This is a genomic window from Paenibacillus nuruki (genome assembly GCF_963311185.1).
Classification (GTDB): Bacteria; Bacillota; Bacilli; order Paenibacillales; family Paenibacillaceae; genus Saccharibacillus; species Saccharibacillus nuruki.
In genome coordinates this window covers 4,488,390-4,502,850 of sequence record NZ_OY725677.1, presented here as the reverse complement: position 1 = coordinate 4,502,850, position 14,461 = coordinate 4,488,390, and the positions used below count along the sequence as shown (strand labels likewise).

At 41.3% G+C, this 14,461-nt stretch carries 14 protein-coding genes; 6 read left to right on the top strand and 8 right to left on the bottom strand.

What is annotated here, in order from left to right; all coding sequences use genetic code 11:
• Positions 1–50: 50 nt before the first annotated feature.
• Together RCP16_RS20000 and RCP16_RS19995 are read right to left on the bottom strand one after the other, a co-directional pair.
• Entirely contained in the window at positions 51–1,250 is a 1,200-nt protein-coding gene (locus tag RCP16_RS20000) for an ROK family protein (RefSeq protein WP_069325753.1), read from the bottom strand.
• A gap of 218 nt (positions 1,251–1,468) precedes the next feature.
• The gene (locus tag RCP16_RS19995; RefSeq protein ID WP_308641152.1) at positions 1,469–2,110 is read right to left on the bottom strand and encodes an NAD(P)-dependent oxidoreductase; all 642 of its coding nucleotides are present in this window, start codon (positions 2,108–2,110) and stop codon (positions 1,469–1,471) included.
• Positions 2,111–2,389: 279 nt separating this feature from the next.
• Here RCP16_RS19995 and RCP16_RS19990 point away from each other — a divergent pair, with 279 nt between their 5' ends.
• Positions 2,390–3,271 carry an NAD(P)-dependent oxidoreductase gene (locus RCP16_RS19990; protein ID WP_308641151.1) on the top strand — a complete coding sequence of 294 codons (882 nt, stop codon included), beginning with the start codon at positions 2,390–2,392 and terminating at the stop codon, positions 3,269–3,271.
• A 686-nt stretch (positions 3,272–3,957) separates the two neighbouring features.
• Positions 3,958–4,776 (top strand): manganese catalase, encoded by an 819-nt coding sequence (locus tag RCP16_RS19985; protein ID WP_137223936.1) that lies wholly within the window; start codon positions 3,958–3,960, stop codon positions 4,774–4,776.
• 68 nt (positions 4,777–4,844) lie between these two features.
• On the opposite strand, the gene RCP16_RS19980 is transcribed toward RCP16_RS19985, so the two are convergent.
• Positions 4,845–5,402, bottom strand: coding sequence for a guanylate kinase (locus RCP16_RS19980; protein WP_308641150.1), 558 nt, complete (start codon positions 5,400–5,402; stop codon positions 4,845–4,847).
• A gap of 143 nt (positions 5,403–5,545) precedes the next feature.
• Here RCP16_RS19980 and RCP16_RS19975 point away from each other — a divergent pair, with 143 nt between their 5' ends.
• Entirely contained in the window at positions 5,546–6,292 is a 747-nt protein-coding gene (locus tag RCP16_RS19975; RefSeq protein WP_308641149.1) for an ABC transporter ATP-binding protein, read from the top strand.
• Complete coding sequence (locus RCP16_RS19970) at positions 6,289–7,056, top strand: ABC transporter permease (RefSeq protein WP_069325759.1); 768 nt, start codon at positions 6,289–6,291, stop codon at positions 7,054–7,056. Before RCP16_RS19975 ends, RCP16_RS19970 begins: the two co-directional genes overlap by 4 nt.
• Before the next feature lie 82 nt (positions 7,057–7,138).
• Here RCP16_RS19970 and RCP16_RS19965 read toward each other — a convergent pair whose 3' ends face one another.
• Positions 7,139–8,065, bottom strand: a complete 927-nt coding sequence (locus RCP16_RS19965) for a DMT family transporter (RefSeq protein ID WP_308642515.1) — start codon at positions 8,063–8,065, stop codon at positions 7,139–7,141.
• A gap of 272 nt (positions 8,066–8,337) precedes the next feature.
• On the opposite strand from RCP16_RS19965, the gene RCP16_RS19960 reads away from it, so the two are divergent.
• Complete coding sequence (locus RCP16_RS19960) at positions 8,338–8,634, top strand: DUF6509 family protein (RefSeq protein ID WP_069325761.1); 297 nt, start codon at positions 8,338–8,340, stop codon at positions 8,632–8,634.
• A complete protein-coding gene (locus tag RCP16_RS19955) occupies positions 8,634–9,335 on the top strand; it encodes an NAD(P)-dependent oxidoreductase (RefSeq protein ID WP_308641148.1) in 702 nt (233 codons plus the stop codon). Before RCP16_RS19960 ends, RCP16_RS19955 begins: the two co-directional genes overlap by 1 nt.
• A 123-nt stretch (positions 9,336–9,458) precedes the next feature.
• Here the strand turns inward: RCP16_RS19955 and RCP16_RS19950 are convergent, their stop codons facing one another.
• The 4 genes from RCP16_RS19950 to RCP16_RS19935 form a co-directional block, all read right to left on the bottom strand.
• Positions 9,459–10,640, bottom strand: a complete 1,182-nt coding sequence (locus RCP16_RS19950) for a response regulator (RefSeq protein WP_308641147.1) — start codon at positions 10,638–10,640, stop codon at positions 9,459–9,461.
• Positions 10,615–12,492, bottom strand: a complete 1,878-nt coding sequence (locus RCP16_RS19945; RefSeq protein ID WP_371748130.1) for a cache domain-containing sensor histidine kinase — start codon at positions 12,490–12,492, stop codon at positions 10,615–10,617. Before RCP16_RS19945 ends, RCP16_RS19950 begins: the two co-directional genes overlap by 26 nt.
• Positions 12,493–12,649: 157 nt before the next feature.
• Positions 12,650–13,474: a carbohydrate ABC transporter permease gene (locus RCP16_RS19940; RefSeq protein WP_069325766.1), complete on the bottom strand. Its 825-nt coding sequence runs from the start codon at positions 13,472–13,474 to the stop codon at positions 12,650–12,652.
• A gap of 16 nt (positions 13,475–13,490) precedes the next feature.
• Positions 13,491–14,381, bottom strand: a complete 891-nt coding sequence (locus tag RCP16_RS19935) for a carbohydrate ABC transporter permease (RefSeq protein ID WP_069325767.1) — start codon at positions 14,379–14,381, stop codon at positions 13,491–13,493.
• Positions 14,382–14,461: the final 80 nt, after the last annotated feature.

Sequence of the window (14,461 nt, the reverse complement as noted above, 5' to 3'; positions counted from 1 at the left end):
GAGATATTTCCAAGAAAGCTAGGGGTTATTTTTGTATGTTCTTGTGTTTGTTACAGATCCATCTCGTGCCAGACCATAACAGCGGCTCCAGTAGCTACTGCATTTTCTTCTAACAATCCTTTTGAAAATACAGGTCGATAGCTATTGGAGTAATAGATATTCTGCTCAGCGACCGCAATCGCTGTATTGTAGAACAAATCATGTGAATTGATGAGCACACCACCCAGAATAATCTTTTCCGGATGCAAAATATTGATCAGATTCGCTAACCCAATCCCCATATACGCCGCCGATTGAGCAAAGATTTCTTTGATATGATCATTGCCTGTTTCTAACGACTGCACTAATGTTGTGAAATTAATTGCTTCTGGCTTCACGGCGACCTGACTGTCCCACACAGAACGCCCCATTTTGCTACGAGCACGGACTTGTTGCTCTAACGCTTGTACGGATGCAAAAGCTTCTAAAGCTCCATAATTACCTGCTCCATGAAGCCGTGGTCCATCCGTCTGGATAATCATTTGTCCGATCGAACCTTCCATATCGACTGCTCCATGCACCACGTGTCCATTAGACATCATCGCAGACCGTAGACCTGTACCAACATGCACATACAACATATGTTGGATATGTTCATCACGCACCATCCAGTGCTCGCCTGTAAGTGCAGTATTCGCTCCATTTTCAAGCGTAACTGATAAGCCTGTCGCTTCTTCTAACCAGCGTCGTAGTGGAATGTCTTTCCAACCCGGTGCTGCAAAGTAAAGCGGATTAAGTATTTTGCCTTGCTCACGGCTAAGAGGTCCTACTGCACCTACACCCATTCCGATCACCAAGTTATGGGCTATGCCTTGCTCAGATAACATCTGTTCTACTTGTTGCTGTACATGCTGGACTAATCGCTCAGGTGTCATGCTCTCATCCATAGACCAGCGCACCATCGCTAACGGTTGCATCCGCATATCATAAAGCCCCAATACGGAATAAATACGTGAAATATCTAAGCCAAAAATATAGCGAAAATTCGCATTGATCCGATACAAAATCGGTCGTCTTCCACCTGTCGATTGACCGAATCCAGACTCCATAATCCAGCCTTCATTTGTCATTTCTTCAAGCAGACGAGTAAGGCTACTGCTAGTCATCTGAAATTCATTCATAATTTCTGCTTTGGATATATCGTCCTGCATCGCAATTCGGTCATAGACTGCTTTTTTGATGGAGGTTACGCCTTTGATATGCTTACCCATAATATCCCACCGTTTTCCCTACAATTCTGATCGGAATTGTTTTTCCACTTATTATATATGGTTTTTACAGGGAATGCTATGTATTTGTTGCATCAATATAGAGAAATACGATTGCAAAAAACCTCTTCCCTATGATAAGGAAAAAGGTTTTTTGTGATTGTACAGATGATTGAATCTATCTATAGATTTTCATACATCTATTTTATTTGAAAAGAATATTACTTCGCTTCGCCTACTACACTAAAGCGTTGGTTCACATGTGCAGCTTGCTCTGCTTCGTCTACGATCGCAATCGCATAATCAGCATAGCTAATGTAGCTGTTGCCTTCATTATTAACGATCATTTTTTCTTGACCGGCTGTGTATGAACCTGTACGTGGACCTGATGCATCAAAAAAGGCAGCAGGACTTAAAAATGTCCATTGAATACCGCTAGATGATTTCAAATCATCCAAGTTTTTGCCCTGGCTAGATGCGGTTGCTTTGTAAGCTTCCGGGAAGTCTGGTGTATCGATTAAGCGTACGGTTTGAGCATCATCTACATACAAGCTACCTGCACCACCAACTACGATTAAACGAGTATCAGGAGCACCTTTCAAAATCTCAATCAACGATTGACCTACAGTCACATGAGATTCTTCTTGTCCTTGCAGAGCACCATATGCATTCACTACAACATCATAGCCTTTAATATCTTCTGTTGTTAGATCCAATACTTCTTTTTCAACTACATTCACTTTATCTTGTTGTACTTTAGAAGCGTTACGGACGATTGCTGTTACTTCGTGTCCTCTGCTCAAAGCCTCTTCAACGATCAATGATCCTGCTTTACCTGTTGCACCAATAACTGCGATTTTCATATCTAAAACCTCCATTTAATGTGTATGATTCGACGAAATACGTACTTGCTATATGTGTAGCTATCAAGCTGTAATATGCATTAACCCTTACATGTAACAATTATAGTTACAGGTTGCGATAATGTCAACTGTTATGGTCGGATAAAGAAGACCCATTTATAATAAAGCATAAGTTGAACATCATTTGGGTATTCATACATGAGTACCATCAAAAGAATAGCTTTAAACAAATCAGCATCACGATTAGATCATTTTATACTCATCAAAGGAGTGGCAATAATGAAGAATATAGCGTGGATCGGCACAGGTCATATGGGCTTGCCTATGGCTCACAATTTGCTCAAAGAAGGATATAACGTACAGGTATACAATCGTACAATAGAGCGTGCTCAACCTTTAGCCGAAGCAGGAGCAACACTATACGCTTCCCCTGTAGAAGCCATCGCTCAAGCAGAAGTCATCTTTATCATGCTGACCAAAAAAGAAGCGATAGACGATGTGCTGAGCGGAGAACAAGGTATTCTGAGTCAGCTTCGCGCAGGTACGTATGTGATCAATATGAGCACGATCAGCCCAGAAGAAGCAAAAGAATTTGCCGAGCAGATATCAGCCAAAGGAGCAATCTATGTCGATGCTCCGGTATCTGGTTCTGTTGCGCCAGCAGAGCAAGGCACTCTCGTTATTCTCGCAGGCGGTCAGACGGCAGAGATCGAAGCTTGCCAACCGTTTTTTGATATTTTAGGGAAGAAAACGATCCATTTCGGTGAAGTGGGTAACGGTAGTGCTGCCAAATTATCGATCAATTTATTGCTAGGTATCTCTACACAAGCGATTGCAGAATCGTTATTAATCGCTGAACGTTCTGGATTACAACGCGAACAAGTATTAGAAATGTTCGGTGAATCTGCTGTAGCAACTCCGCTATTAGCGGGTAAAAAAGAGATGTTTATCCATAACGAATTCCCTGCGGCATTTATGTTAAGTCTAATTTCCAAAGACTTGGGCTTACTCACTACTGAAGCGAAGCGGTTAAACCTACAATTGCCACTTGCAGAAGCCGCAGATCGCACGTATCGTGAAGCGAATAATAATGGTAAAGGTGAACTCGATCTAGCTGCTATCTGGCTTGAATTGCAAGAACGCCATCCGAAATCGGAATAAATTTGCGTTATACATGATATATGTAAAAACACCTTTCGTTGAAAAACGGGTATGAAAATACCAGTAAATCAATGCTGAGGTGTTTTTTTCTATGGCTACAATATTCGGTTATAAACGAGTAGCTGAAACAAAGGACATCTTGCTGGATTGTAATTTTGAGAGCGATGTAAGCTACATCATCTTATTGTTGGAGCCAAAAGAGTAATAAGTAAAAGAGCTCTTATTTTCGTTTATATATGTGTTATTACCAGAAGTAATAGCTGTGTTAATAGCAAAATATTAAAAGGTGAAGCCGTGTTACTCACGACGAATTTCTCTTTTTATCTGTGAACGCTCTATTTGAATTATTAAATATGAGTAGAATCTATGGAGCATACCTAACGATAAAAAAGAATGCTGAGATGAGCTAAAAAATACAGAATATGGGTTTTAAAAAGAATGATTTGGGTAAAAATAAATTGCAGAGTTATCAATGATTGAGGCGAATGGGTAACCATCTAAACCAGTAACAGAATGTTGTAGAAAATGAATCTGTTCCTGCACATTTGAATACTAAAAATCGATAACTCCATGCAAGTAGAAGTGACTCTAATGATGATGGTAGGCATCCAAAAAATGCCATTCCAAAGAACAAAGGCAAGTGAGCTCTAAGGATAAAAACTAAAATCAAATTGGAGGTTTTATTTATGTTTTTTCGCACAGGAGAACTGCAATATCACGCAAAACCGGATGCTCCAGATCCAGTCTTTGCTAAAAAAGTGCAGGAACTGATCGGCGGTCAATACGGCGAAATGTCAGTTGCCATGCAATATTTATTCCAAGGGTGGAGTACAAGAGGAAACGAAAAATATAAAGATCTGCTGATGGATACAGGAACAGAGGAGTTGGGGCATATTGAAATGCTCGCAACGATGGTGGCAAGACTCCTTGAAGGGGCACCTGTTCATGAACAGGAAAAAGCTGCAAGTGATCCAATAGTTGGAGCCATCATGGGCGGCATGAATCCTCAGCACGCCATTGTTCACGGTCTAGGCGCTTCTCCAAAAGATAGCAATGGTGTTCCTTGGAACGCAGGATATATCGTAGCAAGCGGCAACTTGCTGGCTGATTTTCGTGCCAACGTTAATGCAGAATCACAAGGGCGTTTGCAGGTAGCCCGTCTCTATAGCATGACAGATGATAAAGGCGTAAAAGACTTGTTTTCATTCTTATTAGCCCGCGACACCATGCACCAAAACCAGTGGCTTGCGGCTATTAAAGAATTAGAAGCAAAAGAAGGTCCAATTGTACCTGGAACGCTTCCACCAGAATGGGAAGCAACCGAATTTTCTCATACTCTTTACACGAATTCTGAAAGTAGCAAAGAACTGAAATGGATAAACGGGCCAGCACCGGATGGTCATGAATTTAAAATCAGCAAGCCAGAACCGTTTAGCGTGAAGCCAGAACTAAAACCGGCACCGCCACAATCTCACAATTCATTGCCTGAAGACAACCTTAAATAATTTTTTTGAGAGAAAGCCCCAAAATCATGAGTAATGGTTTTGGGGCTTTCTGTTTATCTGTTATCTACTTATTGACGTGTAGCATGAGTGATGCCTTCACGAATAAAGTCAATCACCTTTTCAGCTGTACGTAATTGTCCTTCCGAGTTATGAATAATCAGATCACATGCAGATAATGCTGATTTTTCTTGATCATAACTAAGTAGCCGTTGTTCCTGTTCAGCAATACTAACTTTACGATCAAACAATCGCTTTGCCAGTTGCTCCCGATCGGCCAGTACACCAATTAACAATACACGGTCGCCCCATTTGTTTTTGACTAGCTTGGCTCCGGGTGCATCCATTACAGTTGAACGTACCTGTCCATCTTTGCCTGCATCTTCAATCGAGCTAATTGATGTTCCATATAGGTTATTGCGATATTCACTCATTTCTAACATCAATCCTTGACGAAACATGAGTTCAATCTGCTCTCTAGTCGCAAAATGGTAATCAACACCATCTTGTTCGCCCGCTCTAGGTTGGCGGGATGTCCATGTTACAATTTTGGGTACACCCAGTCTTGCTTGTAATGTGCTTTTACCTGATGCACTAGGTCCCTGAAAAACAACGATTGAAAATGACATTTCAATCCTCCTTCAACACTTACTCTTATTTTCTGTAAAATCAGTATACCAAAAGATACACCTGAGGATGTTTCTATTGTTGCAGAACTATTTATAATAAAAGAGTACGTTAGAAAGATTACGAAAGGATGTTGGAGCGACGAATGACATTATCACATCCATCTGCTTGTGCGGTTCAATTTCAACATATCACCAAATCGTTTGCACATGCTAATCATACGGTGACTGTATTAGATCGTATTGATGGGGATATCAAGCAAGGCTCAATTACTACACTGGTAGGGCCTTCTGGTTCTGGCAAAAGCACATTGCTATCGCTTTGCAATCTACTGATCACTCCAGACACCGGACAATTATATATTCAAGGCAAAGATATACATAGCTGGCCTATTACTGAACTACGTCGCAATGTAGGCATTGTGTTCCAAGATGCTCCAATGGTACAAGGAACTGCTCTTTATAATTTGCAGACCGCTCAGCGCTTACACGGGATCGATATCGGCAATCCTGAGACTCTTATGGAACAAGTCGGATTATCTTCAAGTCTACTCACACAACATGTACAAGACCTGTCTGGCGGGCAAAAACAGCGCTTAGCACTCGCACGTACACTTGCTAATCAACCACAAATTTTATTGCTTGATGAGATCACTTCTGCACTTGATCCTTCTTCTGTCCGAGAAGTGGAACAACTGTTATTAGAGATCAATCGAGAATCAGGGATCACTTTGATCTGGGTGACTCACCAGATGGAACAAGCACAACGTGTTGGACAAGAAACATGGTTTTTGATGAACGGGCAATTGTTAGAACAGCGATCAACCGCTGACTTTTTTGCACATCCACAGACAGAAGAAGCCCGGCAATTTATCAAAGGTGAACTCCAATGACAATTATCGCTTTGACGCTATCTTTGTGTTTTGTACTTTTTGCTGTTGTGTTATCTCGCTCTTTCAAATTAGGGCTAGAAAAAGATGTACTGATCGCTACATTACGAGCTACTATCCAACTGTTAATTATCGGCTATGTGTTAAATTTTATTTTCGGCTTAGAGCAATTATGGGTCGTCGGTCTATTCTTATTGTTGATGATTACAGTTGCTTCACTGAATGTTTCCAAAAAAGGAAAATCGGTTCCGTATATGACGATCAAAGTATTTATTACATTAGTGATTGTCGAGATTGTCACACAAGCATTATTGTTAGGCTTCAACATTATTCCAGCAACTGCCCGTTATATTATACCGATCAGCGGTATGATTATCGGAAATTCGATGATACTGGGAAGTTTATTAGTCACTCGACTTCGTTCTGAAGTGACACTACGACAACGGGAAATCATTCTCCTTCTATCACTTGGAGGAACGCCAAGACAAGCGATAATGCCTGTACTCAAAAGCGCGGTCCGTTCCAGTATGATCCCTACTATTGATGGTCAGAAAACACTGGGATTAGTCCAATTACCGGGTATGATGACCGGACAGATTATCGCAGGTGCAGATCCGATTACAGCAGTGCGTTTTCAATTATTAATTGTTTTTACAACGATGACTTCAGCGATTATTACAAGTATTTTGCTTAGTCTATTTATCGCTCCTAGTCTGTTTAACAAACAACAACAGTTGCAGACCGAACCTTTAGAATCCTCTAGCTAAATACAGAAGACCATACAAAAAAGACTCCTTGATCGAATGAGCTTCAATCAAAGAGTCTTTTTATTTTTATATTTCTATTGGATTAAGAATGTACTTCTTTGGTATCGATATTCATAACAGGTGTATGACCTGATTTTTCTTTCGGTGTACGATTGACCAGTAAAATACTAATGACGATCAATACCAGTCCAATAATCAGGTTAACCGTTACCGATTCGCCCATAAAGAGCACACTAAGAATAATAGATACTAACGGAATCAAGAACGTGTATGAACCCACTGTACTTGCTTCACCTGAACCAACAAGACGGAAGAAACATAACCAGCTTAATGCGATTGCGAAAATACAGATAAACAGCAATACACCAATAAACGTAGCGTTCCACGTAATGTCTCCCCAGCTTTCCGTTCCTGTGCCGACAGCAGTCATCACGACTCCACCCATAATCAACTGAATAGTCACCAACCAGATTGGATCAACACGGTCGCCTACTTTTTTCACATACACAGTTCCGACACCCCAGCTCACTGCCGATGCCAAAGCCAATACGATACCGATCACTGAAATAGAACCTGAGAAGCCCCCTGCACTAATCGTAGCTACACCTGCACAACCTAAGATTAGTCCGACAGCTTTGAGCGGATTCATCGATTCGCCCACCCATAACCAGGATAGGAAGCCTACCAATACCGGTTGTAAAAAGACAATCGCTGAAAACAATCCAGCTGGCATATAAGCGATCCCAATAGTCTGACAGCCATAAAACAAAATAATATTTAGAATTGCAGATATCGCATAGATTTTCCAAGTCTGCTTCCAACGTAAATCACGCAAACGTGGTAAAGCGACAACCAATAGCAATAACCCTGCAATCAATGTCCGAATACCGGAAAATAAAATAGGAGGTGCATAATTTAATGCGAACTTGGATAAGGGCCAGTTCACACCCCACATTAAGATCAAAAATGCTAAAAACAGAGCAGTCTGCCCTTTGGATAAAGCCTTCATTCCATTTCTCTCCTCTAAGCCAATCTGGATGACGATCACTTGCGAAAAAGCTGACATGTCATGTATCTTTTGAGTATACAATGCTTTTTACAATTGTTCAATAGACATTAAACATTTGTTCAATCTAAAAGAAGCACACTTTCCCTATCCTCTACTTTCCGGCAATCGTGCTATAATAAGACGGCACTGAGCAATGACAGTGCACTTTATATGTATACCACATCACTAGAATAATATAATCGCATCGCTAAGGATGCAGGAGGAATAGAATTATGGATATTACCAGTTATCAAGTAGAAATGATTAAAGACCCTTTTGAGATTTTGGTAGGCAAACGCTATGAATTTTTTATCGATTTTGAAGTGGATGAAGAAGATGATATTTACTCCGTAAATGGTCTATATATTCGTGCAATCTATAAAGTCCAAGAAACAGGCAATGGTATTGTGAGCTACGATATTATGGAAAAAGGCACAGAACGTGTGCTTGATTTCGACCTAGAAGAAGAGGAAGAACAAGAATTAGCAGCATTTTGTGAGCAAAACTGGAAAAACGCTGAGAGTAACTAATGCGTATATTACTGCTTGGTGCTACCGGACGTGTCGGACGATTCGCTTTGCAATATGCACTTCAAGATGGACACGAAGTTGCCGTATTGGTGCGTTCTCTGGATAAGTTAAATGTGCAATTGGCAGAATATGCAGAGGATTTGGTAGACTCTTCTAAAAATATGTCAGCGATCAATCACTCTTTACCTATCCACGAACAGATTCCAAGTCTGCGTGTTATCATGGGTGATGTATTGAACAGTAGTGACCTTTATACGGCGTTAGACGGGGTACAAGCTGTGATCAGTACACTGAATACCGATAAAACGAATACGTTATCTGTCAGCACGCCGATGATTGCTGAGCTGATGCAGAAGCAGTCGATTGCGCGCATTATTACAGTCGGGACAGCAGGTATTTTACAAAGCCGTATTGAAGCCGATAAGTACCGCTATGAATCTTCTGAATCCAAGCGGAAAAGCACCCGTGCTGCGGAAGAACACCGGATGATGTATGAGACTTTGCGAGATTCCGAGCTAGACTGGACAGTGGTCTGTCCGACGTACTTGCCCGATGGAGATTACACCGGTGTCTATCGTGATGAGCAAGATGTTTTGCCTGAAGGTGGAGCATCTATTTCGACAGGAGATACAGCCTATTTCACTTATCAGCAATTAAGCGATCCTCGTTACATTGGATATCGGGTAGGATTGGCTTATTAGACTTGGTATTTTTCATTTTTTATCAAATAAGAACATTACACATAAAAAACCTGACTTCTAAATGAAGTTAGGTTTTTGTCTATTCTATATTGAGTTGATTAACTTTTAGTGATCCAATCACACTCACGTATTCAAGATTTTTTCCTGCATCCGATACTCTGTCGGAGTCACCATGAATTTTTTGCGGAACACTTGTGTAAAATGACCGACATTGGTGTAGCCGATCTGTTCTGCAATATCAGCCAGCTTGAGCTTGGGATTGTGCAATAGCACTTTGGCTTGTTCCATCCGCAGACAGATGACATAATCTTTGTACCCTTGCCCTGTTTTCTGCTTGAACAACTGGCTGAAATAGATCGGATTCAGAAATACAACAGCCGCTACCTTTTCTAAAGATAATTCTTCGTTAAAATGAGCGCGAATATACTGTAGCGCCACTTGAATCGCCTGATCGCTACTGCTTCCTTCTTCTGGCGCATCGATTTGTTGAATTTTCTCTTCACGTAGTCGATTGACTTCAACAGCCACATGTTCAATCTCATGGTGAGGACCCGAGTGTCTGGTGGAAAAAGGAACTTTCAAATACTTATGCAAATGCCCTTGCAATGGCTCTAACAAATGCTCGATCTGTACATGAGCATGCAAGGTGACTAAGCCCAGCAGACTATTGCGATCAAAGCTCACGACGAACCCCTGACCTGACTGATCGATCAATTCATTTAATACATTTTCCACGATAAAATGTTCCAGATGGGTACTGTGCTCATCTTGTTCCATTTTAACCAGAAGCAGATGAAATTCGGGATAATCAGCGATAAAGGTATCCAGACTGATTTTGCCCATACTGAGTCCTGCCGCTAACCGTTGAAACACTGCTTCACGCAAGTAATTCAATCCATCTTTGAGCGCTGCTTCTCCTTTGGAGACGACTCTTTCCTGACGGATCTCAATCGTAAGCGATTCCATAAGTTCGATCAGTTTCTTTTTGCCGATCGGTTTCAGTAGATAATCTCTTGCTCCTAGATGCAATGCTTGTTGCGCATAAGAGAACTCGGAATGCGCCGAGATGACAATCCATTTCGCTTGAGGCTGACTGTGACGGGAGATACGCATCAATTCGAGACCGTTAATACCGGGCATCAGAATATCGGTCAGAATAATATCGATCCGATGCTGGCTCATCATCAATACCGCTTCTTCCGCAGAAGATGCTAGATGAACATGATAATTAGGAAAAACACTTTCGATGGTACGCTTGATCCCTTCACGGATATAACTTTCATCGTCTGTAATCAGAATGTGCACGAACAATACCTCCTTTATGGATCGAAATAGGTTGATCTGAATATTCAGAATCTATCGTCTGCGCAGACAAGGATAGAGGAGAAGATTGATCAGATAACGGTAGCACTAATTTGACCGCTGTCCCTGTTCCAAGAGAACTCTCGATCTGTATACCATGAGTAATCCCGAACATATGAGACAACCGCTGATGTAGATTTTGCAAGCCAATACTTTTCCGTTCACGATGTACAGGATCGGTTGGACGAAGTAATGAATCTCGCAGTCGCTCCAAGGTAGACTCATTCATGCCTTTACCATTATCTGAAATAATAATATTGAGGTATTTGCGATCCGGTATCGCTCTCACTCGCAAAATGCCCGGTCGATCTAATGCTTCTAAGCCATGTTTGACCGCATTTTCGATAATCGGTTGTAGCAACATCTTCGGCACATGAAGATCCATCCACTGCTCTTCGACATCAATCTCTACACTTAACCGACCATCCAGTCGGATCAGAATAATCGTCAGATAATGATTGATCTGTTCGATCTCTTCTCGTAACGTAACCAGTGCATGGTCTTCCCAATGACTGCTATAACGGAACATATGCGATAACGATAGCACCACATCGCCCAGCTCATCATTTCCTTTTTCATCGAGCATCCAGTAGATCATATCCAGTGTGTTATAGAGAAAGTGAGGATTAACCTGTGATTGAAGCGCATGAAGCTCGGCATTCTTTTCACTGACCGAAGAGACTTTGACCCGTTCGATCAGTTCTTCGATACGCGCGACCATATGATTGAAAGATAATACAAGTGAATTGATTTCTTCGTAAGAGGTGACAGTCACCATGCCACGAAAATTCCCATTTTCCACTTGCTTCATTTCTCGAATCAATCGCTTGAGTGGCGAAGAGATCGTACGGGAAACGATAAAAGCGATCAGCGCAGAGACCACAATCAGCACCGTGACCACAATAAATAGATAACGCTTGGTCTGAGTCAGTTCGACATTGAGATCACGATCTGGTGTGGAGCTGACGATTGTCCAATTGGTGGTCCCCAGCTTGGAAGCGGCAATCAGACGGCTATTATTCTGCTGTACATTGACCTGACCGGGAATCTGAGGAAGTGAAATATGAGGTGGTATCGTTCCAGGCTTACTGTTCGGTTCTATCGAAGTTGGGATATGTTTGCCATCGCCTGTTACAATATTCACTTCACTATGAGGCCCTAATTTCAGATTATTCATTGCTGTTAAAAACGTATCTGCTCGTGCTTCGATCAATACGATTCCTATCTGATGTTGCTCGTTGAGATTGAAAATAGGGCGACCGAAAGCAAACACAGGCTGATCTTCCACCTGATCGATAATCGAATGAGGAAACACGCCTAGCCATACCATCTGACCGGACGACCCACTAATCTGCTGGTACCATGACGATTTTGTATATTCAGGATCGATCACATTCATCGAATTGCTATAATCGTAGATTTTGCCATTTTCACCGATCACATGAATTCCTACTAGATCATCCCGTGAAAAGTAAATCGCACCCATAATCGTTGTAATGTAATTCTGATTAATGTACTCCACTTGCGGCGAACTTGCTGACTTCTGACCGAGCAGACGCACAATATCTACATTGGCACTAATTGATTTGGAAAGGCTATCATAACTACCCAGCAGAAGATCAAGCAATCCCACCGTTTGTGATACATTTTTCTGTGCAATCTCGCCTAGCTTTTCATGAAATTGAGTCGTTGTACGGTTATAAAAAAGGATGCTTACTAACAACACAATCCCAGCCATACAGAACAAAAACAAAATAAATAACCGATTATGAATCGAATGTAAGCTTCGTGACACGGTGGAATGCTCCTTTCTACAAGGTTCGCTAAAAAGCCAAAGGGCGGTAACCATAAAAAGGATTGGTTCCTCTTCATGATTACCGCCAAGTCCCTATACAGAGATAGTACCAATAAAGGTAGCTTCTGGCAAAATAGTTTTGTGTAGCTTTTGGTAATTATCCTTTTACTGCTCCTGCAACCATTCCTTTTGTGATACGTTCAGACAGAATAAAGTAGAAAATAATAACCGGTAACGCACCCATGACAAGAAATGCTCCGATATTTCCGTAATTGACTGAATACTGACTGACAAAGGTATACACCCCGAACGGCAACGTTTTGAGTTCTTCGGATGAAATAAAAGTCGCCGCTACAATATACTCATTCCAGATATTGATAAAGGTTAGAATACATACCGTCATCACAGGTGGCACAGAGATCGGCAAAATAATACTACGGAAAATCCGGTACACACTTGCTCCATCCATAAAAGCAGATTCTTCGATATCCGTCGGAATAGATCGCATAAATCCACTTAAAATAAATACCGCAATCGGTAAAGCAAATGCTGTGTATGGAATAATAATCGACCAGCGTGTATTAAGCAGGTCTAAGTTTTTGAAAATAATCATTAGTGGTAATAATGTCGCTTGTAGTGGAATCATCATGCCTAGCAAAAACAGCAACATTACATATTGACCATATTTCCATTTAAAGCGAGTAATCGCATATGCAGTCATTGAGCTGAAAATAATAACAGCAAACAAACTAATCGCTGTAACGATGACACTGTTGCCTAAATACTTGAGATAGCTACCTGAAGTATAAGCATCTGCATAGTTATGCCACTGCGGAATATTCGGAAGAGCGAAAAAGCTACCTCCTAGAATTTCTTCGTTGGTTTTGAGTGAATACATCACTAGCCATAATAGTGGATACAATTGCGTAACGATCAGGATCGCGAAGAGTAGATACACGAACCATTTTTTCACATTATTCATATCGTGCTCTCCTCCTCTACGTCACTTTACGTTCGATTTTGTTAAATACACCATTGATCACTACGGTGATGACTAGACAGAAAATAACAAGGAATGTCGCTACAGCACTACCATACCCGTACTTCTGAGATAAGAACGACATATTATACATATGTGTCGCTATCGTATCGGTCGCATGTGCAGGGCCACCGCCGGTCATAACCATGACTAGCTCGAAGGCTTGCAGTGAACCAATAAAGGCAAGCACCACCGAGATTTTGAAAATAGGCACTACCATCGGGAATGTAATATAACGGTCTGCTTTGAATCCATCGGCTCCATCAATTTTGGCAGCTTCATAGATTTCGTCTGGAATATTCTGTACCCCTGTAAATTGGATCAACAGATGGTAACCAAAGTACTGCCACAACGATACAAAGTAGATTGCATACATCGCAATCGCAGGCTCCGTCAACCAGCTATGTGTCCAGCTATCCAGACCTAGCTTGATCAATACTCCATTTAACATCCCGCCCATCGAAGCCGGATTGTAGATCGTTTTCCACAATTGTCCCAAAATAACGTTAGACAAAATAACAGGAACAAAATAGATCGTCACCAAACGATTTCCTTTGCGAATATAACGATTCAACAAGATAGCGAACAACAAACAAATTGGGATCTCAATAATGGAAAAGACAGCATACATAATCGTACGCTTCACAGACATCCAGAAGTTAGGATCATCAAACAGTAATGTTTTGAAATTCGCCAGACCGACAAACTTGGCATCTGAAATACCATTCCAGTCCAACATCGCTGTGTAAAAAGAAACCAGAATAGGAATAAACACTGTTCCTATGTAAAGGATCAGACAAGGAAGTACAAAAATAGCAATTGTGCGAGCAGGTACTTTTAGTACATTCATGGCTTCTCCCTCCTTCCAACTCTAAAGTTTATTTTCTCTCTTTGGCCTATTCTACTCATAGCGAAGGGGACGCTGTTGAC

Coding starts and splice junctions, on each gene's coding strand:
- RCP16_RS19995 (WP_308641152.1), bottom strand. CDS start 2,110: ATGAAAATCGCAGTTATTGGTGCAACAGGTAAAGCAGGATCATTGATC.
- RCP16_RS19935 (WP_069325767.1), bottom strand. CDS start 14,381: ATGAATGTACTAAAAGTACCTGCTCGCACAATTGCTATTTTTGTACTT.
- RCP16_RS19955 (WP_308641148.1), top strand. CDS start 8,634: ATGCGTATATTACTGCTTGGTGCTACCGGACGTGTCGGACGATTCGCT.
- RCP16_RS19960 (WP_069325761.1), top strand. CDS start 8,338: ATGGATATTACCAGTTATCAAGTAGAAATGATTAAAGACCCTTTTGAG.
- RCP16_RS19940 (WP_069325766.1), bottom strand. CDS start 13,474: ATGAATAATGTGAAAAAATGGTTCGTGTATCTACTCTTCGCGATCCTG.
- RCP16_RS19975 (WP_308641149.1), top strand. CDS start 5,546: ATGACATTATCACATCCATCTGCTTGTGCGGTTCAATTTCAACATATC.
- RCP16_RS19985 (WP_137223936.1), top strand. CDS start 3,958: ATGTTTTTTCGCACAGGAGAACTGCAATATCACGCAAAACCGGATGCT.
- RCP16_RS19970 (WP_069325759.1), top strand. CDS start 6,289: ATGACAATTATCGCTTTGACGCTATCTTTGTGTTTTGTACTTTTTGCT.
- RCP16_RS19980 (WP_308641150.1), bottom strand. CDS start 5,402: ATGTCATTTTCAATCGTTGTTTTTCAGGGACCTAGTGCATCAGGTAAA.
- RCP16_RS19965 (WP_308642515.1), bottom strand. CDS start 8,065: ATGAAGGCTTTATCCAAAGGGCAGACTGCTCTGTTTTTAGCATTTTTG.
- RCP16_RS19990 (WP_308641151.1), top strand. CDS start 2,390: ATGAAGAATATAGCGTGGATCGGCACAGGTCATATGGGCTTGCCTATG.
- RCP16_RS20000 (WP_069325753.1), bottom strand. CDS start 1,250: ATGGGTAAGCATATCAAAGGCGTAACCTCCATCAAAAAAGCAGTCTAT.